This window comes from Ruegeria sp. CDSA020, from assembly GCF_059612345.1.
On sequence record NZ_JBXWQK010000001.1, the window covers coordinates 1 to 24,768 of the forward strand.

Here is a 24,768-nt window from a genome sequence, read left to right on the forward strand (position 1 = left end):
CTACGACCAATTGATTAACAGTCAACTGCTCTACCGCTGAGCTACGCCGGAACGGTTCGCGCCGTATAGCAACCCGACTCTTCGGCGTCCAGTGGGGGGCGTGAGTTTTTTCGTCGAAAAACCGTGCACACAGCGAAGGCGGGCGCCCATGACAATTTTTGGTGTGTTTTGGGGAAATTGGCTCCGGCGGTAGGGATCGAACCTACGACCAATTGATTAACAGTCAACTGCTCTACCGCTGAGCTACGCCGGAACGGTTCGCGCCGTATAGCAACCCGAATTTTCGCCGTCCAGAGGGGAAGCGCGGTTTTGGAAAAAAATTTACCTCGGCATCTATGGGGTTCTGGCGAAGATCGCGCCGACAGATAATTTTGACTGCGGTGCAACCAGAAATCGGCACGTAAGATCAACGAGATGGGCGAATACATTCCGTTCGGCAGCGGGCAACAGGGCAGCGGGGGTTTCGGTATAGATTCGCTCCGCCAATTCCCGGGCGGTTCCTGGCCTGGTTTCCAATGCGGACAGAATCTGTGTTTCCCGGGCGCGCCGGTGGGTGATCAACCAATCGAGCCTTTTGGCAGGGTCGTTAATCGGTGCGCCATGCCCTGCATGGAATACGGACCAGTTATGTTGTCCTAGCTTTTCGCAAGCCGCCATGAAATCGGTCAGATCACCATCAGGTGGTGACACCAATGAACTGGCCCAACCCATCACATGATCGGCGGTAAAGCAGACATCCCCCCAACCCAGCGCAATATGGTTACCAAGATGACCAGGCGTATGGATCACATTCAACTGCCACCCTTCGGCGGCGATTACATCTCCATCTTCGACTTCGATATGCGGGCGGAACGCCGTGTCGATCCCTTCACCTCCGCCTGCGAGCCCCTGAGTAGCCAATTCGGCCATCACCTCACTGCGGCCTGCTTCGGGGCCTCCGAAAGCAATGATCTTTGCTTGCGTTCGTTCGGCCAGCGGTGCAGCAAGCGGAGAGTGGTCCAGATGAGAATGTGTGACAATGATGTGGCTGATCCGTTGTCCGGGTTTAACCGCGTTCAGGATTGCATCCAGATGGTCCGAATTGGCAGGGCCGGGGTCAATCACCGCAAGATCGGTTTGGCCAAGCAAGTAAGTATTGGTGCCGCGATATGTCATCGGAGACGGGTTGGGGGCAAGAATCCGCCTCAGGCCCGGTTGTAATTCGTCATCTCGACCTGGCATTGGATTGAAATCGTCCGGTGCTTGCATTCTGCACTCTTTCTCTCGTCTGAACAGCTCGTTAGGTTTAACCCATGACGACGCAATGGCTCAAACTTTATATGCCGCGCAGCCTGTATGCTCGGGCGGCTTTGATTCTCATTTTGCCGGTGGTGGTGATGCTGCTGGTGATCAGTGTCGCCTTTTTGCAAAAGCACCTAGAAGATGTCACTGGGCAAATGACTCGTGCCGCATCGCGTGAGGTTACGCTGGTTACGGATGTGATAGAACATTCTGAAACGCAGCAACAGGCGGTGGGCGAACTTCGGCCGGATCTGGCCGCGCTTGATATGAAACTGCGGTTTCTCGGGATAAACGAAATGCCAGTCATCGGGAAACGCCGCTGGTATGATTTCATTGCACCTCAAGTCGAATCCGAGTTGCGCGCCCTGCTTCCCGATCTTGTAGCGGTCGCCTTGCCAAGCGGGCAGGAGGCTCGATTGTATCTGCAGACGGATTTGGGTGTATTGCAGCTAACTTTCGACCGTCGGCGATTGTCCCCAACCGCGCCGCATCAGTTGATTGTGACCGTCTTGTTCTTTGCGATCATCATGACAACCATTTCGTTCTTGTACATGCGCAACCAGCTACGACCGATCACCCGTCTGGCCGAGGCTGCACAGGCGTTCGGACGAGGGCGGGTTGTTCCTTATTCGCCAGGCGGCGCGATCGAGGTGCGAGCGGCTGGCAGTGCGTTTCTGGATATGCGCGCCCGGATAGAGCGTCAGATGGAGCAGCGCACCATGATGCTGTCCGGTGTCAGCCACGATTTGCGAACGCCTTTGACGCGTCTCAAGCTTGGGCTGTCTTTGTTGCCCGAAGGTGAGGCAGCGCCATTGCAACAGGACGTGGATGAAATGCAGCTATTGCTGGACGCGTTTTTGGACTTTTCCAAAGGAGCGGCAGAGGTGGCGCCGGAATCCGTAGACCCTGAGAGGTTCCTTCGGCAGATCGTCAAGGATGCGTGCAGGGCAGGGCATAAGGTCGAATTGGTAAAGGTTGATGGCGCAGGAACCGCGATGTTGCGCCCGACGGCTATTCGTCGCGCGGTAGAGAACTTGATCGGGAATGCGGTCAGGTACGGAAATCGCGCTGAAATCAGCCTGTCGGTCTCCTCCAAATCGCTGCGTATCCGCGTCGAAGATGATGGTCCGGGTATTCCGCCCGAGCAGCGCACCGAAGCGGTCAAACCTTTCTCGCGATTGGATCCGGCGCGCAACCAGAATCGGGGCAGCGGTGTCGGTCTGGGGTTGGCCATTGTGGCAGATGTCGCCCGAGCCCATGGCGGCGTGCTTCGATTGGGCAAAAGCGAACATCTGGGCGGTCTGTGTGCCGATATTATCATCGGTCGCTAGATCATCGTGCACCGGACCTCTGCTCTGCCAAATCCGGTGTGAGTTCATCTTGGATTGTCGGATGTTCAGTGACCGATAAACTGATTCAAGCGCCTGAAAAGTTACCGGGATATCCCGGGCGGGAATCGAAGATTTGTCTTGAAATCGTGGGGCACTTGCCTCGCAACCTATTGTTAGGTCGTGGAGCATCTCTCTCAATTTTCGGGCCAATCGAGCGTTGTTTTTAAAGGGAAATATGCGGATTTTGGTAGGCCCGGAGGGACTCGAACCCCCAACCAAAGCGTTATGAGCGCTCTGCTCTAACCAATTGAGCTACAGGCCCGCCTAGGCGCTTTGCCTATCATGGTGAACGCCCGCGTCAAGCCTGACCGTTGCAACATCTCCAACAATCGACTAACCCGCGCGGGAACCATTCAAAAGAGGTTGGCCATGACAGCGGGCAAAAACGGAATCACCTACGCGGATGCGGGCGTTGATATTGATGCGGGGAATGCTCTGGTCGACCGGATAAAACCTGCTGCCAAGCGGACCAACAGATCCGGCGTGATGAGCGGGCTGGGCGGGTTCGGCGCATTGTTCGACCTGAAGGATGCAGGTTATCGGGACCCGATTCTTGTCGGCGCCACCGACGGTGTTGGCACCAAGTTGCGGATCGCGATTGATACAGGCCTGGTCGATGGCGTCGGTATCGATCTTGTGGCCATGTGCGTCAACGATCTGATCTGTCAGGGGGCCGAGCCACTTTTCTTCCTCGACTATTTCGCCACAGGCAAACTGGATACCGAGACCGCCGCACGGATCATTGAGGGCATTGCCGAAGGCTGCGTTCAATCGGATTGCGCATTGATTGGCGGCGAAACTGCCGAGATGCCGGGCATGTATCCCGATGGTGATTTCGATTTGGCCGGGTTTTCAGTCGGTGCGATGGAGCGCGGCGCACACCTTCCTGCAGATGTTCAACAGGGTGACGTGTTGCTTGGGCTGGCCTCAAACGGGGTGCATTCCAATGGCTATTCGCTAGTGCGCAAGCTGGTCGAGATCTCGGGCCTGGGTTGGGATGCGGCATCGCCCTTTGGGGATGGATCGCTGGGCGAGGCACTGCTGACCCCGACGCGCCTTTACGTGAAACCTGCGCTACAGGCGATCCGGACAGGCGGGGTGCATGCGCTCGCCCATATCACCGGCGGTGGCCTGACAGAAAACCTGCCACGGGTGCTACCCGAAGGGCTGGGTGCCCAGATCGACTTGAACTCCTGGGATTTGCCCCCCGTATTCCGCTGGATGGCAGAAACCGGCGGTATTGCTGAATCCGAGATGCTCAAGACTTTCAACTGCGGCATCGGCATGATCGTGGTTTGCGGCGCAGAGCAGGCCGACGACCTGTCGGCACTGCTGGCCCAAGCTGGTGAGACGGTTTCGCGGATTGGCACCGTAACCGACACCGCAGGAGTGGCCTATTCGGGCAAATTGCTGTGAGCCATAAGCGCGTCGCCATTCTGCTCTCAGGTGGGGGGTCGAATATGGTCTCTCTGGTCGACAGCATGACCGGTGACCATCCGGCCAGACCTTGTTTGGTCTTGTCGAACGATGCTGAGGCTGGGGGACTGAAGAAGGCAGCTGATCGGGGAATTGCAACGGCAGCCGTAGATCACCGGCCATTCAAGGGCGACCGCGCAGCTTTTGAGGCCGAGCTGCTGAAACCGTTAGAGCAAGCACAACCGGACATCGTGTGTTTGGCTGGGTTCATGCGGGTGCTGACCGGTGATTTCGTCTCGCGCTTTCAGGGTCGGATGCTGAACATCCACCCGTCACTGTTGCCAAAATACAAGGGTCTGAACACCCATGCCCGTGCGATTGCAGCAGGTGATATCGAGCATGGATGCTCGGTTCACGAAGTGACCGCAGCGCTGGACGATGGCCCAATCTTGGGGCAAGCCCGCCTGAATATTGAGGCTGGAGACACTCCTGAGACTTTGGCGGCGCGCGTTCTGACCTACGAACACAGGCTTTATCCGGCCGTATTGCGCCGCTTTGCCGGAAATGACCGCACGCCGGTGCTTTTGCCGTGAATCCCGCGGGGTGATTTACACGCGGTTGCCATTCGGCCTATGGTTCGCCCGACGGCCCGGAAACGTGTAGGACTGACGGGTGATTAAAAACAAAAGCAAGAATAGCACCACGAATGAAAACCCTCACGACGACGCAAGAGCTGGCCGATTTCTGCAAAGCGGCTGCGGCCTTTGATTACGTAACCGTAGATACCGAGTTCCTGCGCGAACGGACCTACTATTCAAAACTTTGCCTGCTTCAACTGGCGGTCCCGTCGCCCGACGAAGACAGCGCCGTTTTGGTCGACCCGTTGGCCGAAGGGATGACTCTGGAGCCTTTGTACGAGCTCTTCGCCGATGAAAGCGTGGTCAAAGTATTTCACGCAGCCCGTCAGGATCTTGAGATTTTCTGGGTTGAGGCGGGTGTGTTCCCCAACCCTCTGTTCGACACGCAGGTCGCTGCTATGGTCTGCGGATTTGGCGAGCAGGTTGGCTATGAAACCCTGGTGCGCAAGATTTGTAAGGAAGGCGTGGACAAGACCTCTCGATTCACCGACTGGTCACGCCGCCCGCTGTCCGAGGCGCAAAAGACCTATGCGCTGGCGGATGTAACGCATCTGCGGAAAATCTATGAATATCTGGCGGCCGAGCTGACGAAAACCAAGCGCAGCCATTGGGTCGCCGAAGAGCTGCGCACGCTGACGCAATCCGGCACCTATGAGATCCAGCCCGAAAACGCGTGGAAGCGTATCAAAACCCGGACGAACTCGGCCAAGTTTCTGGCCGTTGTTCGCGAGTTGGCCGAGTTCCGCGAAGCCTATGCGCAGGAAAACAACGTACCGCGCAGCCGTGTGTTCAAAGATGACGCGCTGATCGAACTGGCATCGACCAAGCCGAAATCTTTCTCAGATTTGGGTGGATCGCGCCTGCTGCTGCGCGAGGCCCGCAAAGGGGTCATTGCGGATGGGATTCTGGCCGCCGTCAAAAAGGGTGTTAATTGCCCACCAGAAAAATTGCCCAAGATTGATACCAGCCGTGACAAGTTGAAGGTAAATCCTGCGCTTGCCGACCTATTGCGGGTGCTGCTGAAATCAAAAACGGAAAGCTCGGGCGTGGCCGCCAAACTGATTGCTACCAGTTCCGAACTGGATCAGATCGCAGCCGGTGAACGGGAATTACCTGCAATGTCCGGTTGGCGGTTCGAGGTATTCGGCGAAGATGCCCTGAAACTGTGCGATGGCAAAATCGCCCTGGCAGCTAAAGGGCAGACCGTCACGGTCGTAGAGCTTTAGCAGGAATTATCTGCGGCGGGATTCCAGGGCATTTTGTTCCCCTTTGACACGGACCAGCCGAATGTTTGCAAGCTCGTCTCGGCTGATATTGATTGCATTGGATACCCTTCGGGACCGTTCGGTCCCCTGGCTTGTCGCATATGACGGGTAGTCGACACGGAACGTGAATTCGAGAATGCCGTTTTTTGCATTCTCTTCGCTTTCAACACGAACAAGCCGCGCATTATATGCACCCTGCCTTGCAGCAATCCCAGTCGTGTAAACGATAGCTCCATTCGGAATTGGATCGATCCGCAATTCTTCGATCTTGGCGATCGGGAAGCTCTTATCCTCGGGTGGCTTCTTGGAAAACAGGCCAACACCATCGTCTGTCTGGGGAACCAGCGCATTTGCATCGTTCACCGAGACTTCAGAGGGTGCCGGAGTACTGGACCCAAACCAGTTTGTCGGGTTGACCCGAGAATCACGCCAAGCGCTGCAAGCCGACAGGGTCAAGGCAGCAGCCAAAAGAACAGACAGTGATTTCTTCATCGTCACAACACCCAGAGCAGTCTATATGGCAATGAGTTATAGCACTTTTCCGGGTTTGAAAAGCCACGTGGGGGGCTGGACAGATGCTGGTCAGGACCATAGTTCAAAAATGTGAACCCAATGAGAGGACAGCCCCGAGATGGCGACACCTGCTTTTGAAGAAATCGTCGAAGATTTCGAATTCCTGGAGGACTGGGAAGACCGGTACCGCCATGTCATCGAGCAGGGGAAAGCGATGGCGCCATTGGATGATGCGTTGAAGGTGCCTGCAACCAAAGTCCATGGTTGCGCCAGCCAGGTCTGGCTGCATCCCAGTGTCGAGGGAGGGACCTTTCATTTTGACGGCGACAGTGATGCTCTGATCGTGAGGGGGCTGATTGCGGTTCTGCGATCCCTATATAACGGCCTGCCGGTTCAAGAAGTCCCGCAGGTTGACGCAGGAGGCGAACTGGCGCGGCTGGGGTTAAACGATCATCTTTCCGCTCAACGATCTAACGGTTTGAGGGCGATGATCGACCGTATCCGCGAGGTCGCGATAGAGGCCGCCTAAAGCGGGCGGCTGGCCCAGTCGCTCAGCGTGGATTGCAGATCACCATAACCGGTAAAACGGCGCTCGAAAGCCAGGCCCATTCGGTCTGCGCACTCCTTGGCCCGTTCGGTCAGAACCGCATCATCAGTCTGTGCCTGATAAACCAGTTTCGTGTAGTTGCCGAAATACATTTCCCTAAGCTCGGGGTGGCGATCCAGCCCCAGCGGCTTCCAGACGAAGGCATCGAATTGACGTGCCAGAAAATCTGTTAGGTAGAACGCTGTAGTTTCATCCTCGCCGCGATTTTCAAAGACCTGGTTCCCCTCGAAGAAAGAATAGCAGTGGGGCCCTTTAATCATCTCCACACCCATCTCCTCGCAGGCCTTCTGCAACAGGCCACCGGTGCCGCAATCTGCGTAGACGACATAAACTTTATCGTATTGGTCGCGGTGTTTGGCAACGGCCTCTTCCACCGCCTGCGTGATCCGTTCCGGGTGGACGTGCAAGATGGCGGGCAGGCAGGTCAGTTCCATATGATCCCAGCCATTACGACGCTTTAGGTCCAGGATTTCCCGCGCCAGCGCACCGCAGGCCAATAACAGAATTCGCCCTGCGCCGTGATGGTCTGAATAGCCCTGCGTTGTCAGGCTGGCGTCGTCGGGAAGTTGGTCCTGAGTCATTTCGCGCCTCTTTCTCGTTATCTAGAAAATCGGCTTATTCGGTGGCTGGCAAGCCCGTATTCGACACATAATGTCGGCTTCGGATCAGGGTAGGGTGAATAAATGAAAAAGGCCGCCCGAAAACCGGACGGCCCTGAAATGGTTTAGATGTCGATCAACCCGCCAGCTGATTGTGCTTGCGCGAGACAAAATCCTTTGCCGTCTCAACAGCTACGGCCGCGTCACGGCAATAGGCATCAGCACCGATCGCCTTGCCGAACTCTTCGTTCAGGGGCGCGCCGCCAACCAGAACGATATAGTCGTCGCGCCGACCCTGTTCGATTAGTGTGTCGATCACGACTTTCATATATGGCATGGTCGTCGTCAGCAGGGCCGACATGCCCAGAATATCGGGCTGTTCGGTATCAAGCGCTTCCAGATAGTTTTCGACGGGGTTGTTGATGCCGATATCAACAACCTCGAATCCGGCGCCTTCCATCATCATTGACACCAGGTTTTTGCCAATGTCGTGAATGTCGCCTTTAACAGTGCCGATCACCATTTTACCAACGCGCGGTGCGCCGGTTTCGGCCAGCAGCGGCTTGAGGATAAACATGCCGCCCTTCATTGCGTTTGCGGCCAGCAAGACCTCGGGTACGAACAGAATGCCGTCACGGAAGTCGTGGCCCACAACCGTCATGCCGCCGACCAGTGCCTTGGTCAGGATGTCATAAGGTGTCCATCCGCGCTCCAGCAGGATGTTCACACCTTCTTCGATTTCTTCTTTCAGACCGTCGTAAAGGTCATCGAACATCTGTTCGACCAGTTCGTCGTCGTTCAGTTCGGACAGGACGATGTCTTCTTCATCGGACATGGGGCGTTTCCCTGAGCTGTTCGGGCCTTGCGCCCGTGGTGGCATTTTTTCCGTTTTGGCCATTTCGCCGTAATACTACTGTGACGATTGCGACCTTGGCAGTTCCGAGACCGACCTATAGGCCAAATTTGTCGTTATCTCGACGTCATTTTACACATGAACATCCTGCAATTCGTTCAAATGCACCAATTGTTCAGGGGCTGATTGGGGCTCTGATGATGCCTCAGAAAGGTAAATGTGCCACTTGCCGGACCGGTCGATATTCCATATACCAAATGACATGAACAAAAGTAGAACAAACCTGCCTTCGGCCATTGCCAAGGGGCGAGCAGCCACGGAAAATACGGCAGGCAGATTCGAACGGTTTGACACAATCCCCTGCGATGACGGCTGGGGGTATGATGACGATCTTCCTCCGTTGCGGACTGAAGTCAGGCACGAGACGGCACGCAGCATAATCACTTATAACCGCTCCCCCGACTTGCCATTTGATCGTTCGATCAACCCCTATCGGGGGTGCGAGCACGGCTGCATCTATTGCTTTGCACGGCCCAGCCACGCCTATCTGGGTCTGTCGCCGGGGCTGGATTTTGAGACGCGCTTGATTGCCCGACCCAATGCGGCCGAGCTTCTTCGCAAAGAGCTTTCTGCGAAAGGTTACAGTGTTGCGCCGATTGCGATTGGAACCAATACAGACCCTTATCAGCCTGTTGAAAAAAACCTGGGAATCACAAGGTCTTGTTTGTCGGTGCTTACTGAGTTTCGCCATCCGGTTGCGATTGTGACCAAGGGGGCATTGATCGAACGTGATCTCGATCTGCTCGCACAGATGGCGGAACAGGGTTTGGTTCGGGTCGGGATATCTCTGACCACGTTGGATGCGGATTTATCGCGCCGAATGGAGCCACGGGCGCCCGCGCCAAATCGGCGCCTGAAAATCATTCGCAGGCTGACCGAAGCGGGGGTTCCGGTGCGGGTCATGACCTCTCCTTCTATTCCCGGTTTGACAGATCATGAGATGGAAAGCCTGTTAGAGGCGGGCAGGGATGCCGGGGCGGATGCAGCAAGCTGGATTATGCTGCGGTTGCCGCGCGAAGTTTCGGAACTTTGGCAAATCTGGCTGCAAGAGCAAGAGCCAACGCGCGCCGAAAAAGTCATGTCCAAGCTTCGGCAAATGCACGGGGGCCGGGACTATGATCCGCGTTGGGGCCACCGAATGCGCGGTGAGGGCGAATATGCCGAGATGGTGGCTAAACGGTTTTCACTGGCTGTAAAGCGGCTAGGCCTTGCAACGCGCACCCCGAAGCTGCGGTGCGATTTGTTCGATATCCCGCCCCAAGCCGGGGACCAGTTGACGCTGTTCTAACAAATCAGCCCCGGATTCTGGTCCGGGGCTGTTTGGTTTGTTGGGAATCGAAATCAGCGTTTTTCGATGTCCACGTAATCGCGACTGGTTTCGCCCAGATAGAGCTGGCGCGGGCGGCCGATTTTGTTCTGTGGATCTGCGATCATCTCTTTCCACTGACTGACCCAGCCAACGGTGCGCGACAGTGCGAAAATCGGGGTGAACATCGACGTCGGGAAACCCATCGCCTCGAGGATGATTCCCGAATAGAAGTCCACGTTCGGGAACAGTTTCTTTTCGGAGAAATACGGATCTTCCAACGCCTGTTTTTCCAACGCCTTGGCGACTTGCAGCTTGGGATTGTCCTCAATCCCCAGCAGATCCAACACTTCGTCGGCGGATTGCTTCATAACCTTGGCGCGCGGGTCAAAGTTCTTATAGACGCGGTGACCAAAGCCCATCAGGCGGAACGGATCGGCCTTATCTTTGGCGCGGGCGATATATTCAGGGATACGGTCAACCGTGCCAATTTCTTCCAGCATTTCAAGGCAGGCCTGGTTTGCGCCGCCATGGGCAGGGCCCCAAAGACACGCGATACCAGCGGCAATACACGCAAACGGGTTCGCCCCCGAGGACGAGGCCAGACGCACCGTCGAAGTCGAGGCATTCTGTTCGTGATCCGCGTGCAGAGTAAAGATGCGGTCCATCGCGCGGCTGAGGATTGGGTTCACCTCATATTCTTCGGCAGGGACGCTAAAGCACATGCGCAGGAAGTTTGACGCATAATCCAGATCGTTGCGCGGGTACACGAAGGGCTGACCGGTGTGATACTTGTAAGCCCAGGCAGCGATGGTCGGCATCTTGGCGATCAGACGATGGGATGCGACCTCACGCTGATGCGGGTCCGAAACATCGGTCGAATCGTGATAGAACGCAGACATCGCGCCCACGACACCAACCATGATCGCCATCGGATGCGCATCACGGCGGAAGCCACGATAGAAATATTGCATCTGTTCGTGCAGCATGGTGTGGCGGGTGATCGTGGTTTCAAACTTTTCCAGTTCCTTGGCCGCCGGCAGCTCTCCGTAAAGCAGCAGGTAGCACACTTCGAGGAAATGCGATTTCTCGGCCAACTGGTCGATCGGATAGCCACGGTGCAACAGTTCACCTTTTTCGCCGTCGATATAGGTGATGGTGCTGTCGCAGCTGGCTGTCGAGGTGAAGCCGGGGTCATAGGTGAACACATCCGCTTCGCTGTACAGCTTGCGGATGTCGATGACATCAGGTCCCACGGTAGGCGAATGAACCGGCAACTCGTATGTTTTACCATGTACGGTCAAAGTGGCTGATTTATTGCTGTCGGTCATAATGTCCCTTCCTCATTCATACGTGAAACGGATCGTCGTCCGTTTCGGCGGGCAACGGTTGCGCACAGGGGCGCAGCCCGGGTGTTAGCGGAGCAGCGTTACCCAAATGTGAAACCTTTGGTTATGTCGCTGCGTCGGAGAGCCGTGCCAGGGTTTCATCCCGCCCAAGCACAAGCATCATATCAAAAACCGAAGGCGTTACAGCCCGACCAGCCAATGCAGCGCGCAATGGCCCTGCCAGCTTGCCAAACTTTAGCCCTTTCGCTTCTGCAAACGAGTTCAGGGCACTCTCCAGTTCGTTCCGGGTCCAGCTAGCATTTTGCACGTGCGGCGTCAATTCACTCAGTATACCGTCGGATACAGAGGACAGCGCCTTTGCAGCCTTCTCATCAGGTTTGATCGGGCGTGACGTCAGCACAAAATGCGCTTTTTCAAGGAGTTCCGGGAATGTGCGTGCCCGATCCTTGAGGCAATACATCGCACGTTCCAGATCACCTGATTGTGCATTGGTGAGAGCGGGCAGTCCCGCCGCCGCCAGGTATCCCTGAATTTCCTGCCGCAACGCGGCATCGCCAGTGATTGGAATATGCTGACCACATAGATTCTCGAGCTTTTTCAGATCGAACCGTGCAGGGCTTTTACCGATTCCAGCCAGATCGAACCACTCTTTCGCCTGCTCATCAGTAAAGAATTCGTCATCCCCATGGCTCCAGCCGAGACGGGCTAGATAGTTGCGCATACCCGCGGCCGGGTACCCCATCGCCTGATATTCTTGGGCACCCAAAGCTCCGTGACGTTTGGATAGTTTCTTGCCGTCCGGGCCATGAATCAGCGGAATATGTGCCCAGACCGGAACATCCCAACCCATGGCTTCATAGATCATCATCTGGCGTGCGGCATTATTCAGGTGATCGTCGCCCCGGATAACATGGGTCACACCCATGTCGTGATCATCCACAACAACCGCCAGCATATAAACCGGTGTTCCGTCCGAGCGCAGCAGGATCATGTCGTCCAACTGATCGTTGCGGATTGTCACGTCGCCCTGAACCTGATCGCGGATCACGGTGACCCCGTCCCGCGGTGCCTTTATGCGGATCGCATATGGGGCGTCAGGTTGGGTCGAAGGGTCAGCGTCGCGCCAGGGGCTCTGGAACAGTGTCGATTTTCCCTCTGCACGCGCCTGTTCGCGAAAGGCTGTGATCTCGTCCTGGGTCGAAAAACATTTGTAGGCTTTGCCGTCCGCCAGCAGCTGATGTGCCACTTCAGCATGACGCGGGGCGCCTTCGAATTGGCTGATCACATCGCCATCATGGTCCAGGCCCAACCAGGACATCCCCTGAAGAATTGCTGCAGTAGCCTCTGGGGTTGAGCGTTCGCGGTCCGTGTCTTCAATCCGCAATAAGAACTTGCCACCACGTCCCCGAGCAAAGAGCCAGTTGAACAATGCAGTGCGCGCGCCGCCGATGTGAAGAAAACCAGTGGGTGAAGGTGCAAAACGGGTGACGACCTGATCGGACATAGTGTGGATTAACCTTTTGGTAACCGTGTCGGGCTTAACTTGGCGCCTGTCTAACGAGCCCGAAGGACGGGGGCAACCATGCGTGTTCTGGCACGGGTCGAGACCGCATTGCTGAACCAGACAGGCTATTTGTTTCAGTGGTCACCAGTGTGCTTGGCCATTGGCATCGGCCTGTATTTCGCGCTCCGGTTCGAGCCGGGGTGGCAGATTTACGTTTGTTTCAGCGCGGTGATTGTTGCGGCTATGGGGATGGCCCGCAAATCGCGGTCTGGCTGGGCTTCGTTGGCAATCGGGGGGGCGCTGATCGCTGCCGGGTTTATCCTGGCCGGCGCACGTGCCCATACGGTGGCAGAGCCGGTTCTGTCTTGGCGGTACTATGGCCCGGTCGAGGGACGTGTTGTCGCCATAGACCGCTCTGCGTCGGATGCGCTGCGGGTGACGCTCGATCGGGTGCGATTAGGGGACGTGCCCTTGGATCGACGACCGCGGCGCGTCCGACTTTCCCTGCATGGTGGGGATGTCGCGTTGGTTCCTGGGCAAAGGATCATGACAACAGGTCATCTGTTGCCGCCTCAGGGGCCGGTAGAGCCCGGCGGTTTCGATTTCCGTCGCCACGCATGGTTTCAACGTTTAGGGGCGGTCGGGTACACGCGCGTACCGGTGTTGTCGGTTGCCCCGCCGGACAGGACCAATCTCCGCATCACGGCGTGGAGGACGGCGATCTCTGAACATGTGCGCGCATTGCTGCCTGGAGAGGTCGGAGGTTTCGCCGCGGCTGTCACGACGGGTGATCGCAGCGGAATGGGTCAGGAAACGCTGAACAATCTACGGGCATCTAATCTGGCTCATCTGTTGGCGATATCCGGATTGCATATGGGGTTGTTGACAGGTTTTGTTTATCTGATCTGCAGGGTCACGCTGTCTGCTGTCCCGGTGCTCGCTCTTAGACTTCCGGTCCGCAAGATTGCAGCGGTTTGCGCCTTGGTCGCGGCGGTTGTTTATCTATTGCTGTCTGGCGGGAATGTCGCAACAGAGCGGGCCTTTATCATGGTCAGCGTAATGCTGGGGGCCATTTTGATCGACAGAAGGTCAATTTCGCTACGCGCGGTGGCCGTCGCTGCCCTTATCGTGCTGTCGTTGCGACCAGAATCTCTGTTAAGTCCCGGTTTTCAGATGTCCTTTGCTGCAACAACGGCACTGGTGGCCGTTTTCGGAGCCTTACGCGGTTTCGGTTCTGCTTTCGGGCCGAAATGGCTACGGCCCATTATCGGGGTATTGATGTCATCTGCCATAGCGGGGCTTGCCACCGCACCGATTGGGGCGGCGCATTTCAATTCATTGTCTCACTATGGGCTGGTTGCGAATATGCTGTCGGTCCCGGTGATGGGAACCGTCGTGGTTCCTGCGGCCGTTATTGCCGCAATCCTGGCGCCATTCGGGCTTGAGTGGATTGGGCTGGCGGTCATGGGGGCAGGGTTGGAATGGATTCTGGCGGTTTCAGACTGGATCTCGGGACTGGAAGGTGCGCAAGGTTATGTGGTCAGTCCACCGTCCTACGTCTTGCCCATATTTGCATTGGGCGCGCTGTGGATCGCCTTGTGGCGCGGTGGGGCAAGGTGGGTCGGCGTCGCACCTTGCATGGTGGCGATTGCGCTTTGGGGGCAGGGTAACCGTCCGGAAGTTTTGGTCGCAGACTCCGGTGGGTTAGTTGGTGTGATGACTGATCAGGGGCGCGCGCTGAGCAAGGAAAAGGGCAGCAAATTTATTGCAACCGTATGGCTTGAAAACGACGGAGACGGCGCGAGCCAGAAAACTGCCGCAAATCGCTGGCCCGATGGGAAAGATCTGTCGCAAAGATATTTCTGGCAGGGCAAAGAGCTGATTCACCTCACCGGCAAACGATCTGCGCGCGAATTCAGCGAATGTGCAGATGACCAAATCGTCATCTCTGCTGTTCCGGTCCAGCTGTCCGGCACCTGTATGGTGATTGATCCCGAGTTGTTGAACAAGACAGGAAGTATTGCACTGTCCAGCGGAAACGTAATGACCAGTGCCGAAGTCATAGGCAAAAGGCTGTGGTCGCCAGACAGCTAAAGATCAATAGCTTCGGATCAGCCCAACCAAACGGCCCTGAACCTTGACCTTATCTTCGGGCAGTACACGCGTTTCGTAGGCCGGGTTGGCAGCCTCAAGCGCTATCGCCTGACCTCTCCGATAGAACCGTTTGAGCGTTGCTTCCTGATCTTCGACCAGCGCGACAACGATATCGCCATTATCAGCCGCAGAGGTTTCGCGGATGACGACCACATCACCGTCGTTGATACCAGCGTCAATCATCGAGTCGCCACGCACCTCAAGCGCGTAATGCTCACCTCTGCCGGAAACCATGCTGCCGGGAACGGCAACGCGGTGCGAGACATGGCTGATCGCCTCGATCGGAACACCTGCTGCGATGCGTCCCATGACCGGCAATTCCATTGCGTCTACGGTCACTGGTTCGAAATTCGCGGGGCGTCTGCCTTCGGGTTTGTCACCTTCGATAACACGGGGCTTGAAAGCGACTGTTGGCTCTCCTCCCAGGCTTTCAGGAAGTTTGACGATTTCGATGGCCCGGGCACGATGGGCCAGACGACGGATAAAGCCGCGTTCTTCAAGCGCTGTGATCAACCGATGGATGCCGGATTTGGACCGCAGGTCCAGCGCAGCTTTCATTTCATCGAAACTTGGGGGGACGCCATCCGCCTGAACGCGTTTATGGATGAACTCCAACAAATCCAACTGCTTCTTGGTCAGCATTGCTCACACCTCGTCGCTCATACGTTTTCTTTTGTTCTACGCATGTTCACGTTTTGTGTCAATGATCTTGTAGGGACTCAGATCGGGAGGAACATCACTTCGTCACCGGCCAGGCGCGCCGGATCATTCGGTTGCCGAACCAAAAGCGCGTTTGCTTCGGCGAGGACGCTGAGCAGCGAGCTGTCCTGGTTTTGGCAGGCTTTTATCCCGTCCGCGGTCACGATGGCACGCATGTAATGCTCTCGCGGCCCATTCGCGGGGATTGCCTCGGTTAAATTGGCGCTTTGAAGCGGGGTCAGAACCTGTTCCAGGCCCAGCATCTTACGGATCATCGGGGCAAGAAACAGATAGCTGCAAACCATTGCGCTGACCGGATTACCCGGAAGTCCAACCATCACGCTATCGCCCAAGCGACCGGCCATCAGCGGTTTGCCGGGGCGCATGCGGATTTTGTAAAAACTCCGCTCCAACCCCAGTGCGGTGGAGACCTGAGAGACAAGATCATAATCCCCAACCGAGGCACCGCCGATCGTAACCACCAAATCAGCGTCGGCTGCTAGGGCAAAAGCGGTCTCAAGGGACGAACCCGTGTCAGAGGCGATAGGCAGAACCCGAACATGCGCTCCAACATCCTCTAGCAAGGCTTTGATACCAAAGGTGTTTGAGGCGATTATCTGATCCGGTCCCGGTGTTTCGCCAGGCATGATCAATTCATCCCCGGTTGCGATCAGCGCGACCACGGGTTTACGTGCAACCGGCACCATGGGGATATTCATCGCCGCCAAAAGCGCTAGATCCTCGGGGCGCAAACGGCGTGGGGCCGAGATCTTGGCCCCAATTTCGAAATCGACGCCTTTGGGGCGAATGTTAGATTTAGGGCCCGGCAGATCTGAAATCGTGATCAGGTCACCTCGGCGATCAACATCCTCTTGAATGACCACAAAATCTGCACCTTCAGGAATAGGGGCGCCAGTGAAGATCCGAACCGCCTGTCCGGGTCCAACCTGACCGTCAAATCGCCGACCGGCCGCAGCCTCGCCAATGACTTTGAACATGGCGTGCAGCTCGACCTCGGTCGATTTTACCGCGTAGCCATCCATCGAAGACGAGGCGAATGGCGGCTGATCGCGTGTGGCTGCTACATCCTCGGCCAGTACTCTACCCGCCGCATCCATCAAGGGAGCCGGCTCGGAGGGGAGGGTGTTTACAAGATCGAATAGCTGCGTCCGGGCGCTTTCAACGGTTATCATTTCGCCTCGTAACGACCTGATTTACCACCATCTTTTAGCAAGACGCGAATGCCGCCAATTTCCATTGCCTTATCGACGGCTTTGGCCATGTCGTATATGGTCAGTGCGGCAGTTGAGGCCGCTGTCAGCGCCTCCATTTCCACGCCGGTTTGACCAGATGTCTTGACGGTTGCCTGTACCTGTATGCCGGGTAATTCTTGGTCCAGTGTCAGGTCTACGGTAACTTTGGTCACTGGCAGTGGGTGACATAGTGGGATCAGATCGGGTGTCTTCTTTGCCCCCATGATACCGGCCAGACGTGCAACCCCCAAGACGTCACCTTTTTGGGCGCGACCTTCTGCGATCAAGTCGAACGTATCTTGTGCCATCGTGATATGAGCCGCTGCGATGGCGACACGATCCGTGATGGGCTTGTTCGACACATCGACCATATGAGCCTGACCCTGGGCATCAAAATGAGTCAGCGGCATCACATCACACCCGGGCTGAGCGGACGCGAAAGCAGATCGTGTGTCGCTGCTGCGACGTCATCCTGACGCATCAGGCTTTCGCCAATTAGAAAACAACGCGCACCGTAACGGGCGATATCGGCCAAGTCTGCTGGAGTGCTCAAACCGCTTTCACAAACGATGGTCCGGTCAGCGGGTACAAGTTTTGACAGGCGGCGTGTCGTATCAAGAGTGGTCTCGAAGGTCTTGAGATTACGGTTGTTTATCCCAATCAACGGGCTTTTGAGCTGCGTTGCACGTTCCAGCTCGGCTTCATCATGAACTTCAATCAGAACGTCCATGCCCCAGTCAAAGGCGGTCTGTTCCAATTCAGCCGCCTGGCTGTCATCCACCGATGCCATGATGATCAGAATACAATCCGCCCCAAGAGCGCGGGCTTCAGCCACCTGATAGGGATCGTACATGAAATCTTTGCGTAGAACCGGCAAAGAACAGGCTGCGCGTGCCTGAACCAGAAACTCTTTGGCACCCTGAAAGCTGGGCGTGTCGGTCAACACGGAAAGGCAGGCAGCGCCGCCTTCTTCGTAAGCTTGTGCAAGTGCTGGTGGATCAAAGTCAGCGCGGATCAGACCTTTGGAGGGGCTGGCTTTTTTGACTTCTGCAATCAGCCCGTACCCGCTACGTACAGCCATTTGCAACGCCGATGCGAATCCGCGCGGTTCAGAGGCTGATCTTGCTTCGTTTTCAACAGCTTCCAGAGACTTATTGGCCTTGTCCGAAGCGACCTCTTTGAGCTTGTAAGCTTTGATTTTGTCCAGAACCGTTTCGGTCATGCGGCCTCCTGAGTAATGCGGGCCAGGGCCGCGATCTTGTCTTTGGCTTTTCCGCTGTCGATACTTTCAGCGGCTTTTGCGACACCTTCGCGCAGATCAGCAGCGGCCTCTGCGACGACCAGGGCTGCTGCGGCATTCAACAATACCGCATCGCGATAGGCGGAGGCCTCACCGTCTAGAAGAGCTCGGAAGGCTACTGCGTTTTCCTCGGGGGTTCCGCCGAGAATGTCCTCGAAGGGATGTACCGGCAGCCCTGCATCTTCTGGGTGAAGCTCGACCTCTTTGATTGTGCCGTCTTCGAGGGCCGCAATCCAACTGATACCCGTGATGGTCAATTCGTCTGTGCCGTCCGATCCGTGCACCAGCCATGCGCGTTCGGACCCAAGCAGGCCCAACGTTTCGGCCATCGGGCGGATCAACTCTCGGCTAAAGGCTCCGGTCAACTGCCGCTTGACGCCTGCCGGATTGGTCAGCGGACCGAGAATGTTAAAGATCGTCCGTGTCCCAAGCTCTTGCCGGGTGGGCATGACATGCGCAATCGCCGGGTGATGCATGGGGGCCATCATGAATCCGATTCCGACATCTTGCAGTGCATTTTCAACGGTTTGCGGGCCGACCATAACGTTGATACCCAGCTGACCTAGCGCATCTGCGGCTCCGGATTTAGAACTCAGGTTCCGGTTGCCGTGTTTGGCCACGGTGACACCGGCACCTGCAACCACAAAGGCGGTCGCTGTCGAGATATTCAGCGTTCCCTTGCCGTCACCGCCGGTGCCTACGATATCCATCGCGCCAGCTGGTGCCTGAACTGCATTGCATTTTGCACGCATCACGGCAGCGGCGGCGGCATATTCATCGACGGTCTCACCGCGTGTGCGCATAGCCATCAAAAGCCCGCCGATCTGGCTGGGTGTTGCGGCGCCGTCAAACAGGATCCCAAAGGCTTCTTCCGCTTCGGCGCGTGTCAGGGGGCGGTCGGCGGCAACTCCGATCAGCGGTTTCAGGGCGTCGCTCATGCGGGAACTTTCATCTCGGACAGGAAATTCTTGAGCAACGCGTGGCCGTGCTCGGAAGCGATGGATTCCGGGTGGAACTGTACGCCATGAATGGGCAGTTCGCGGTGCTGGAGGCCCATTATGGTGCCATCTTCCAATTCCGCCGTAATCTCCAGGCAATCGGGCAGAGTATCGCGATCCACAATCAGCGAATGATAGCGCGTCGCCTCAAACGGCGTGGGCAGGCCCGCGAACACACCTTTACCGGTGTGGTGCATTGTTCCCATTTTGCCATGCACAATCTCATGGCAACGCGTGACTTTTCCACCGAAAACCTGACCTATGGTCTGATGGCCAAGGCAGACACCCAACAAAGGCGTCCGTGTTTCGGCGGCTGCCTCGGTCAGGGCAAGGCAAATGCCTGCCCGGTCAGGGTCGCAAGGGCCAGGGCTGAGCAGGATGCCAGCGGGGTTCATGGCCATCGCTTCTTGCACGTCCAGCGCGTCATTCCTTCGAATGACCATTTCCGAGCCAAGTTCGCCTAAATAATGTACCAGGTTGTAGGTAAATGAGTCGTAGTTGTCGATCAGCAGCAGCATTTGGCTCTTGTCTCGTGTTGGGCATTTCGGGCTGGCGATGCAACCCAAGGCCACGGTATAGTGTTGGCACATACATGCTCAGGCTTGTGGGGCAGCGTCAAGGGTGCATCCCGAACTTGGCGGTCCAGCAGGCAGGTGCCACAACAGATGGTGCAAGGGCAAGGCAGCAGGACTAAGGCGAGAGGCAAATATTATGGGCGGATTTGTCGGCGGAATGATCGCAGGCGCAGTTGTCGTTGTGGTGCTGGGGGCAGTCTTATCGCTCAACGCGCCGCTGTCGAAAAAGCCGTCCATAGCGACAGTCGCACCAGAACCTGCACCGGTGCAGACGTCGGAGAGCTCCGAGGTTGTCGCTGAGGCGGGTGCAGATGCCGATCTGCTCAAACTCCCTGCGCAGACGCCCGAGAATGAAGTCGAAGAAGAGGATTCTCTGGCCGGTTTATCCGAAGCTGAGAACGCCCCGGACAGCCAGCCGGTAGTGAATAACGTAAGCGTTCCGGTCGAAGCGCCGACGCCGAGCGAGGCGGATTCCGTAAGCATCTCGAGTGAGGCCCCTGTCGTTCCGCGAATGCCTGTCCCCGTTCAGCCTGCGCCGCTTGCCGACCTCAGCCCAGATGCCGCAGAAGATGCCCCTGAGCCACCGGCTGATCAGGTTGCTCTTGCCGAGCCCTTGCCCGAAGTCTCGCCTTCGGAATCAATCGAGCTGGAGGTGAATCCGGAGGATAACCCAATCGCAGTGGAAGGGGACGAGGACACGCTGCCCAGTCAGCCGCTACCGCGTATCGCCTCGGTTCCGCAGATCGGCGCAGAGGACAACACGTCGGGAAATACCACTATCGGGCGTCGTGTAGTGCCTTTGACTGAACGAGATGATGAAGCAGCCCAAGATCCGCAGGAAGAGGTTCCTTTAGGTAAACCGATCGAGGCCTTCGCAGAGAAGTTTGACAATCCGGATTCCAAACCCCTCATGTCGATCATTCTGATTGACGATGAGGGTGCATATGGCGCCGAGGCGCTTCAGGATTTCCCATATCCGCTTACGTTTGCGGTGCGCCCATCAGACCCCGATGCAGCTGAGAAAATGGCTCGACATCGGGCGGCCGGGTTCGAAGTGATGGTCACTGCTGACCTGCCCAAGGCGGCCAGCGCACAGGATGCTGAGGTATCGCTTTCGGTGTGGCTTGAAGCGTTGCCCGAAACGGTAGGAATTCTTGAAGGTGATGGATCCGGCATCCAGGGTAACCGGAAACTGGCGGATCAGGTCGCCGCCATCGCCGGTGGAACGGGTCGAGGACTGATCACTCAGGATAACGGGCTCAACACGGTTCAGAAGTTGGCCTCCCGTAATGGAATTCCGTCTGCGGTAATTTTCAGAGATATCGACGGCGCGCGGCAGGATGCAAAAATCATGCGACGTTTTCTGGACCAGGCTGCGTTCCGGGCCGGGCAGGAGGGCACCGTTGTCATGTTGGGCCGGTTGCGCCCGGATACCATATCGGCCTTGCTGCTTTGGGGTCTGGAAGATCGCGGAGGCCGCGTAGCAATGGCGCCTATTTCGGCGGTGATGATGCAAGGGGCAAAATAGGCCCGGTCGCTTCCTTCCCCGAAACAGGCAGCCCAGACGGGCTGCCTTTATCAATTCTTGCCGGACAGCGTAAATCGGGCCGCGTCAGCCGCAGCGCGTCTGATGGCGTTGGACTTGTGGACGGTTTCCATGAATTCAGCCTCTGGATCGCTATCATACACAACGCCACCACCGGCCTGAATATATAGCTTTTGATCCTGAACGATGGCCGTTCGCAGGGCGATACACATGTCCATGTCTCCGCCGGCACTGAAATAACCGACGCCGCCGCCGTAGACACCGCGTTTTTCCGGCTCAAGCTCATCAATGATTTCCATGGCTCGTACCTTGGGCGCGCCCGAGACAGTCCCCGCGGGCATTCCCGCAAAAAAGGCGTCCAGCGCATCTTTACCCTCGGCCAACTCACCCACAACGTTTGAAACGATGTGCATAACATGGCTGTACCGTTCAATGATGAACTCTTCGGTCGGGCGCACCGTTCCGATCTTTGAAACGCGCCCGGTGTCATTACGGCCTAGATCCAACAGCATCAGATGTTCGGCCAGTTCTTTCTTGTCGGCCAGCAACTCAATTTCGTAAGCTTTGTCCTCTTCCGGGGTCGCTCCACGTGGGCGCGTCCCGGCGATGGGTCGTATGGTGACTTCATTGCCAAACACGCGCACCAGGATTTCCGGGCTGGCGCCGATCACTTGAAACCCGCCAAAGTTAAAATAGAACATGAAGGGCGACGGGTTTGTTCGCCGCAGCGACCGGTACAACGCAAATGGAGGCAGCGGGAAATCCTGCGTCCAGCGCTGCGCTGGCACTACCTGAAAGATATCACCAGCGCGGATGTATTCCTTGGCTTTCTCGACCGCCTCCAGATAGCCGGATTTGGTAAAATTCGAGACGGGCGGGGCGACTTCGTACGCATCGCCAAGGTCACGTGTTTCAGCAGGCATCGCCCGCTCCAGATCGCGCACTGCGTCCATGACGCGCTCGGCAGCCTGGGCATATGCAGCCTTGGCCGACTGGCCATCGCTGACCCAGGCGGGGGAAACGACCGTGACTTCGCCCTTCACACCATCCAGAACCGCGACGACAGAAGGGCGCAGCATGACGGCATCCGGCAGGCCCAGAGGGTCGGGGTTGATGTTCGGCAGATGCTCGACCAAGCGCACCATGTCATAACCGAGATAGCCAAATAGTCCCGCCGCAGCTTGTGGAAGGTCGTCAGGCAGCTCGATCCGGCTTTCGGCCAGAAGCGTCCGAAGGTTGTCCATCGGATCGCCATCCTGCGCCGTGAAAGCGTCCGGGTCGAACCGGGCCGAGCGGTTCAGTTCCGAGGTCTCAGCGCGACAGCGCCAGATCAGGTCGGGTTTCATACCGATGATCGAATACCGTCCGCGGACCTCGCCACCAGTTACCGACTCGAGCATAAAGGCGTCTTTTTGCGCTCCGGTCAGTTTCAGCATCAAGGAGACAGGCGTATCAAGATCGGCTGCCAGACGGGTGTAAACGACCTGGTTCTCGCCGGCCTCATAAGCACGGGCGAAGCTGTCAAACTCTGGGGTCAGGGCCATATTTTCGGTCTCTTAATTAATAGCTCGCCTGAACGGCGTTCAGTGCTTGCTGATCCACCACAGGACGGGCGCGGGCCTGGGCGTCGCGAACATAGGCATCGAAAATGTTCTGTGCCAGAGCCTGATTCAGCTGAGCGGCAAGCGCTTGTTGAACCTGACGGCGTTCATCGGTCTCGGCAGGGGGCAACAATTCGTCAAGTCGAACGATCAACGCGACCCCGGCACCGGGAACGACACGATAGCTTCCTAGTTCCATGTCGAACACTTCCGGCATGAAACCTGCGGGTACATCTTCTAGAAATGCAGTTCGTGTCAGAGCGTTTTCCACGCGGTGAGGTAGGCCGGTCGTGGTGAAATCCCCGTTCTCCTGCAACTGCTCCAACACGGCATTCGCGTGGTCTTCCAACGCTTTGTCAGTTTGAACCTGTGTCCAGGCCGCCGCAACGCGATCACGCGCTGATTCCAGCGGTTCAGGCCGACGAGGCAGCGTTTCGTTCAGGCGCAGCGCAAAGATCGAACCGTCCTCAAGGAATGCAATCTCGGGAAAATCTCCGTCTTGCACGGCTTCGGCTGCACTGCGGAAACCGTCATATGCGGCCACGCCATCCTGACTGGCGCGAGTCCAGTCGATCTGTCCCAGCTCCATCCCAGTCTCGGCTGCCAACTCCTCAAGTGTTGCCCCGCCTGCAAGCAGGTCATTGATGTCTTCGGACTGAGCCTCGATCTGGCGGCGCGCACGGTCTGCGGCCAACTCTTCGCGCAGAGCTGGGGCGGCGTCTTCGAAGGGAGTGTTGTTCTCAGCCAGCGAGCCGTTGATACGGAAAAGGGCAGGGCCGAATACCGAGGGCAGAGGTCCAACAACAGTGTCCAGTTCAGCCGCGAAAATGGCCTCGGCCGCATCGCCTAGGTCGTCGCGGGTAACGTCGCCCAGATCCACGTCGCTCAGCTCAAGCTCACGGTCACGGACAAGTTGTTCGAAGGTTGTCCCGCCAACTTCAATCTGTGCCATGGCATCTTGCGCAGCGGCGTCATCAGAAAAAGAAAGGCGTTCAACAAGGCGACGCTCGGGTTGCTGAAACTCGTCTGCGCGCTGTTCGAAAAGCCGGAGAACTGAATCTTCGTCCACCTCGACACTATCCAGCATCATATTGGGCGACAGAATCGTATAGGTCAGCTTTTTGGTGCGGGGCAGGGAAAACTGGTCCTGGTTCTCGTCGTAATAGGCCTGGATTTGTTCATCGGTTGGGGTTGCAACCGGCTCTGCCAAAGCTTCGGGCGAAACGGTTGCAACAGTAAAGCTGCGGCGCGCACCGACAAAGTCTGTCAGAACTTCAGTCAGGATTGAGGGCATTTCTACTCCGCTGACCACGGCATCCTGCACGATGGTCCGTGCGGATTCTTTCCTCAGATCGGTTTCAAACTCGGTGTCGGTCATGCCAACCTGTTCAAGCTGAAAGCGATATGCCTCACGGTCGAAAGAACCATCAGGCCCCTGAAACGCAGGGATCGAGACGATTTCTTCCTGCAAATTTTCATCGCCGATCGAAATACCCAGCAGACCAACTTCGTTATCCAAAGCAGCCAGCGCGGTGAGGCGCGACAGAGCCAGCTGGTCCAAGCCAAAATCGCGGGCCTGTGACATTTGCAGGGGCTGGCCGGTCTGGCTTTCGACCGCGCGGATTTCTCGCTGAAGTTCGCGGACGTAATCGTCAATCGAGATATCTTCGTTGCCCACCTGCGCCACAGTGTGCACAGTTCCAGTCAGGCTGGTCGCGCCAAATCCTGCAAGGCCCAGCATCAAAAGACCCATGAGGATCCAGACAAAGGTCTTTGATAGATTTTTCATGCCTGCGGCCATGGTGCCCTCTTGTTTTATTCGGCAAGTATTTGCCCTGTCGGTTGCGGCCCTGAATACGA

At 56.9% G+C, this 24,768-nt stretch carries 22 protein-coding genes and 2 tRNA genes; 8 read left to right on the forward strand and 16 right to left on the reverse strand.

Annotation, left to right across the window (positions count from 1 at the left end; translation table 11 throughout):
- Positions 1 to 178: 178 nt before the first annotated feature.
- Both AC2FJW_RS00005 and AC2FJW_RS00010 read right to left on the reverse strand, forming a co-directional pair.
- Positions 179 to 253 (reverse strand) — tRNA-Asn (locus AC2FJW_RS00005).
- Positions 254 to 333: 80 nt separating this feature from the next.
- The gene (locus tag AC2FJW_RS00010; RefSeq protein ID WP_496748877.1) at positions 334 to 1,248 is read right to left on the reverse strand and encodes an MBL fold metallo-hydrolase; all 915 of its coding nucleotides are present in this window, start codon (positions 1,246 to 1,248) and stop codon (positions 334 to 336) included.
- A 44-nt stretch (positions 1,249 to 1,292) separates the two neighbouring features.
- On the opposite strand from AC2FJW_RS00010, the gene AC2FJW_RS00015 reads away from it, so the two are divergent.
- Entirely contained in the window at positions 1,293 to 2,612 is a 1,320-nt protein-coding gene (locus AC2FJW_RS00015) for an ATP-binding protein (RefSeq protein ID WP_496748878.1), read from the forward strand.
- 245 nt (positions 2,613 to 2,857) lie between these two features.
- On the opposite strand, the gene AC2FJW_RS00020 is transcribed toward AC2FJW_RS00015, so the two are convergent.
- Positions 2,858 to 2,934: transfer RNA gene (locus AC2FJW_RS00020), tRNA-Ile, on the reverse strand.
- 107 nt (positions 2,935 to 3,041) lie between these two features.
- On the opposite strand from AC2FJW_RS00020, the gene purM reads away from it, so the two are divergent.
- From purM to rnd, 3 genes are all read left to right on the forward strand, one after another.
- Positions 3,042 to 4,088, forward strand: coding sequence for a phosphoribosylformylglycinamidine cyclo-ligase (purM, locus tag AC2FJW_RS00025; RefSeq protein WP_282021209.1), 1,047 nt, complete (start codon positions 3,042 to 3,044; stop codon positions 4,086 to 4,088).
- Positions 4,085 to 4,681 (forward strand): phosphoribosylglycinamide formyltransferase, encoded by a 597-nt coding sequence (gene purN / locus AC2FJW_RS00030; protein ID WP_496695576.1) that lies wholly within the window; start codon positions 4,085 to 4,087, stop codon positions 4,679 to 4,681. Before purM ends, purN begins: the two co-directional genes overlap by 4 nt.
- 113 nt (positions 4,682 to 4,794) lie before the next feature.
- The gene (rnd, locus tag AC2FJW_RS00035; protein ID WP_496688199.1) at positions 4,795 to 5,952 is read left to right on the forward strand and encodes a ribonuclease D; all 1,158 of its coding nucleotides are present in this window, start codon (positions 4,795 to 4,797) and stop codon (positions 5,950 to 5,952) included.
- A gap of 6 nt (positions 5,953 to 5,958) precedes the next feature.
- Here rnd and AC2FJW_RS00040 read toward each other — a convergent pair whose 3' ends face one another.
- Positions 5,959 to 6,483 (reverse strand): hypothetical protein, encoded by a 525-nt coding sequence (locus AC2FJW_RS00040; RefSeq protein ID WP_271947285.1) that lies wholly within the window; start codon positions 6,481 to 6,483, stop codon positions 5,959 to 5,961.
- Positions 6,484 to 6,622: 139 nt separating this feature from the next.
- Between AC2FJW_RS00040 and AC2FJW_RS00045 the strand changes: the two genes are divergently transcribed.
- Complete coding sequence (locus AC2FJW_RS00045) at positions 6,623 to 7,033, forward strand: SufE family protein (RefSeq protein WP_142633588.1); 411 nt, start codon at positions 6,623 to 6,625, stop codon at positions 7,031 to 7,033.
- Here the strand turns inward: AC2FJW_RS00045 and AC2FJW_RS00050 are convergent.
- Together AC2FJW_RS00050 and AC2FJW_RS00055 are read right to left on the reverse strand one after the other, a co-directional pair.
- Positions 7,030 to 7,692: a DUF1638 domain-containing protein gene (locus AC2FJW_RS00050; protein WP_142633590.1), complete on the reverse strand. Its 663-nt coding sequence runs from the start codon at positions 7,690 to 7,692 to the stop codon at positions 7,030 to 7,032. The two genes, AC2FJW_RS00045 and AC2FJW_RS00050, sit on opposite strands and share 4 nt — an antisense overlap.
- Before the next feature lie 154 nt (positions 7,693 to 7,846).
- Positions 7,847 to 8,545, reverse strand: a complete 699-nt coding sequence (locus AC2FJW_RS00055) for a corrinoid protein (protein ID WP_271947279.1) — start codon at positions 8,543 to 8,545, stop codon at positions 7,847 to 7,849.
- Positions 8,546 to 8,825: 280 nt separating this feature from the next.
- Between AC2FJW_RS00055 and AC2FJW_RS00060 the strand changes: the two genes are divergently transcribed.
- Complete coding sequence (locus AC2FJW_RS00060) at positions 8,826 to 9,911, forward strand: PA0069 family radical SAM protein (RefSeq protein ID WP_496748879.1); 1,086 nt, start codon at positions 8,826 to 8,828, stop codon at positions 9,909 to 9,911.
- A 53-nt stretch (positions 9,912 to 9,964) separates the two neighbouring features.
- Here the strand turns inward: AC2FJW_RS00060 and gltA are convergent, their stop codons facing one another.
- Positions 9,965 to 11,260 (reverse strand): citrate synthase, encoded by a 1,296-nt coding sequence (gene gltA / locus AC2FJW_RS00065; RefSeq protein WP_281972039.1) that lies wholly within the window; start codon positions 11,258 to 11,260, stop codon positions 9,965 to 9,967.
- A 121-nt stretch (positions 11,261 to 11,381) separates the two neighbouring features.
- Complete coding sequence (gltX, locus tag AC2FJW_RS00070; protein WP_496688195.1) at positions 11,382 to 12,782, reverse strand: glutamate--tRNA ligase; 1,401 nt, start codon at positions 12,780 to 12,782, stop codon at positions 11,382 to 11,384.
- A 78-nt stretch (positions 12,783 to 12,860) separates the two neighbouring features.
- Here gltX and AC2FJW_RS00075 point away from each other — a divergent pair, with 78 nt between their 5' ends.
- On the forward strand, positions 12,861 to 14,876 hold the full coding sequence (locus AC2FJW_RS00075; RefSeq protein WP_496748880.1) for a ComEC/Rec2 family competence protein: 2,016 nt from the start codon (positions 12,861 to 12,863) through the stop codon (positions 14,874 to 14,876).
- 3 nt (positions 14,877 to 14,879) lie between these two features.
- Here the strand turns inward: AC2FJW_RS00075 and lexA are convergent, their stop codons facing one another.
- The 6 genes from lexA to AC2FJW_RS00105 all read right to left on the reverse strand — a co-directional run bounded on the left by lexA (position 14,880) and on the right by AC2FJW_RS00105 (position 19,704).
- Positions 14,880 to 15,578 carry a transcriptional repressor LexA gene (lexA, locus tag AC2FJW_RS00080; RefSeq protein WP_281972042.1) on the reverse strand — a complete coding sequence of 233 codons (699 nt, stop codon included), beginning with the start codon at positions 15,576 to 15,578 and terminating at the stop codon, positions 14,880 to 14,882.
- Between the two features lie 77 nt (positions 15,579 to 15,655).
- On the reverse strand, positions 15,656 to 16,828 hold the full coding sequence (locus AC2FJW_RS00085) for a molybdopterin molybdotransferase MoeA (protein WP_496748882.1): 1,173 nt from the start codon (positions 16,826 to 16,828) through the stop codon (positions 15,656 to 15,658).
- The gene (gene moaC, locus AC2FJW_RS00090; protein ID WP_496748883.1) at positions 16,825 to 17,298 is read right to left on the reverse strand and encodes a cyclic pyranopterin monophosphate synthase MoaC; all 474 of its coding nucleotides are present in this window, start codon (positions 17,296 to 17,298) and stop codon (positions 16,825 to 16,827) included. The genes AC2FJW_RS00085 and moaC overlap by 4 nt, the downstream gene beginning before the upstream one ends.
- Positions 17,298 to 18,110 (reverse strand): indole-3-glycerol phosphate synthase TrpC, encoded by an 813-nt coding sequence (trpC, locus tag AC2FJW_RS00095; protein WP_496748884.1) that lies wholly within the window; start codon positions 18,108 to 18,110, stop codon positions 17,298 to 17,300. Before trpC ends, moaC begins: the two co-directional genes overlap by 1 nt.
- Entirely contained in the window at positions 18,107 to 19,126 is a 1,020-nt protein-coding gene (gene trpD / locus AC2FJW_RS00100) for an anthranilate phosphoribosyltransferase (protein ID WP_496708488.1), read from the reverse strand. Before trpD ends, trpC begins: the two co-directional genes overlap by 4 nt.
- Positions 19,123 to 19,704 carry an anthranilate synthase component II gene (locus tag AC2FJW_RS00105; RefSeq protein ID WP_142633613.1) on the reverse strand — a complete coding sequence of 194 codons (582 nt, stop codon included), beginning with the start codon at positions 19,702 to 19,704 and terminating at the stop codon, positions 19,123 to 19,125. Before AC2FJW_RS00105 ends, trpD begins: the two co-directional genes overlap by 4 nt.
- 193 nt (positions 19,705 to 19,897) lie before the next feature.
- Here AC2FJW_RS00105 and AC2FJW_RS00110 point away from each other — a divergent pair, with 193 nt between their 5' ends.
- Positions 19,898 to 21,289 carry a divergent polysaccharide deacetylase family protein gene (locus tag AC2FJW_RS00110; RefSeq protein ID WP_496748886.1) on the forward strand — a complete coding sequence of 464 codons (1,392 nt, stop codon included), beginning with the start codon at positions 19,898 to 19,900 and terminating at the stop codon, positions 21,287 to 21,289.
- A 50-nt stretch (positions 21,290 to 21,339) separates the two neighbouring features.
- Here the strand turns inward: AC2FJW_RS00110 and trpE are convergent, their stop codons facing one another.
- Positions 21,340 to 22,851, reverse strand: a complete 1,512-nt coding sequence (trpE, locus tag AC2FJW_RS00115; protein ID WP_142633617.1) for an anthranilate synthase component I — start codon at positions 22,849 to 22,851, stop codon at positions 21,340 to 21,342.
- A gap of 16 nt (positions 22,852 to 22,867) precedes the next feature.
- A complete protein-coding gene (locus AC2FJW_RS00120; protein ID WP_496748888.1) occupies positions 22,868 to 24,709 on the reverse strand; it encodes a peptidylprolyl isomerase in 1,842 nt (613 codons plus the stop codon).
- Between the last annotated feature and the right edge of the window lie 59 nt (positions 24,710 to 24,768).

Coding starts and splice junctions, on each gene's coding strand:
- moaC (WP_496748883.1), bottom strand. CDS start 17,298: ATGCCGCTGACTCATTTTGATGCCCAGGGTCAGGCTCATATGGTCGAT.
- rnd (WP_496688199.1), top strand. CDS start 4,795: ATGAAAACCCTCACGACGACGCAAGAGCTGGCCGATTTCTGCAAAGCG.
- AC2FJW_RS00040 (WP_271947285.1), bottom strand. CDS start 6,483: ATGAAGAAATCACTGTCTGTTCTTTTGGCTGCTGCCTTGACCCTGTCG.
- AC2FJW_RS00010 (WP_496748877.1), bottom strand. CDS start 1,248: ATGCAAGCACCGGACGATTTCAATCCAATGCCAGGTCGAGATGACGAA.
- gltX (WP_496688195.1), bottom strand. CDS start 12,782: ATGTCCGATCAGGTCGTCACCCGTTTTGCACCTTCACCCACTGGTTTT.
- lexA (WP_281972042.1), bottom strand. CDS start 15,578: ATGCTGACCAAGAAGCAGTTGGATTTGTTGGAGTTCATCCATAAACGC.
- AC2FJW_RS00085 (WP_496748882.1), bottom strand. CDS start 16,828: ATGATAACCGTTGAAAGCGCCCGGACGCAGCTATTCGATCTTGTAAAC.
- trpE (WP_142633617.1), bottom strand. CDS start 22,851: ATGGCCCTGACCCCAGAGTTTGACAGCTTCGCCCGTGCTTATGAGGCC.
- trpC (WP_496748884.1), bottom strand. CDS start 18,110: ATGACCGAAACGGTTCTGGACAAAATCAAAGCTTACAAGCTCAAAGAG.
- gltA (WP_281972039.1), bottom strand. CDS start 11,260: ATGACCGACAGCAATAAATCAGCCACTTTGACCGTACATGGTAAAACA.
- AC2FJW_RS00015 (WP_496748878.1), top strand. CDS start 1,293: ATGACGACGCAATGGCTCAAACTTTATATGCCGCGCAGCCTGTATGCT.
- AC2FJW_RS00120 (WP_496748888.1), bottom strand. CDS start 24,709: ATGGCCGCAGGCATGAAAAATCTATCAAAGACCTTTGTCTGGATCCTC.
- AC2FJW_RS00105 (WP_142633613.1), bottom strand. CDS start 19,704: ATGCTGCTGCTGATCGACAACTACGACTCATTTACCTACAACCTGGTA.
- AC2FJW_RS00075 (WP_496748880.1), top strand. CDS start 12,861: ATGCGTGTTCTGGCACGGGTCGAGACCGCATTGCTGAACCAGACAGGC.
- AC2FJW_RS00055 (WP_271947279.1), bottom strand. CDS start 8,545: ATGTCCGATGAAGAAGACATCGTCCTGTCCGAACTGAACGACGACGAA.
- AC2FJW_RS00060 (WP_496748879.1), top strand. CDS start 8,826: ATGAACAAAAGTAGAACAAACCTGCCTTCGGCCATTGCCAAGGGGCGA.
- AC2FJW_RS00050 (WP_142633590.1), bottom strand. CDS start 7,692: ATGACTCAGGACCAACTTCCCGACGACGCCAGCCTGACAACGCAGGGC.
- AC2FJW_RS00045 (WP_142633588.1), top strand. CDS start 6,623: ATGGCGACACCTGCTTTTGAAGAAATCGTCGAAGATTTCGAATTCCTG.
- trpD (WP_496708488.1), bottom strand. CDS start 19,126: ATGAGCGACGCCCTGAAACCGCTGATCGGAGTTGCCGCCGACCGCCCC.
- purM (WP_282021209.1), top strand. CDS start 3,042: ATGACAGCGGGCAAAAACGGAATCACCTACGCGGATGCGGGCGTTGAT.
- AC2FJW_RS00110 (WP_496748886.1), top strand. CDS start 19,898: ATGGGCGGATTTGTCGGCGGAATGATCGCAGGCGCAGTTGTCGTTGTG.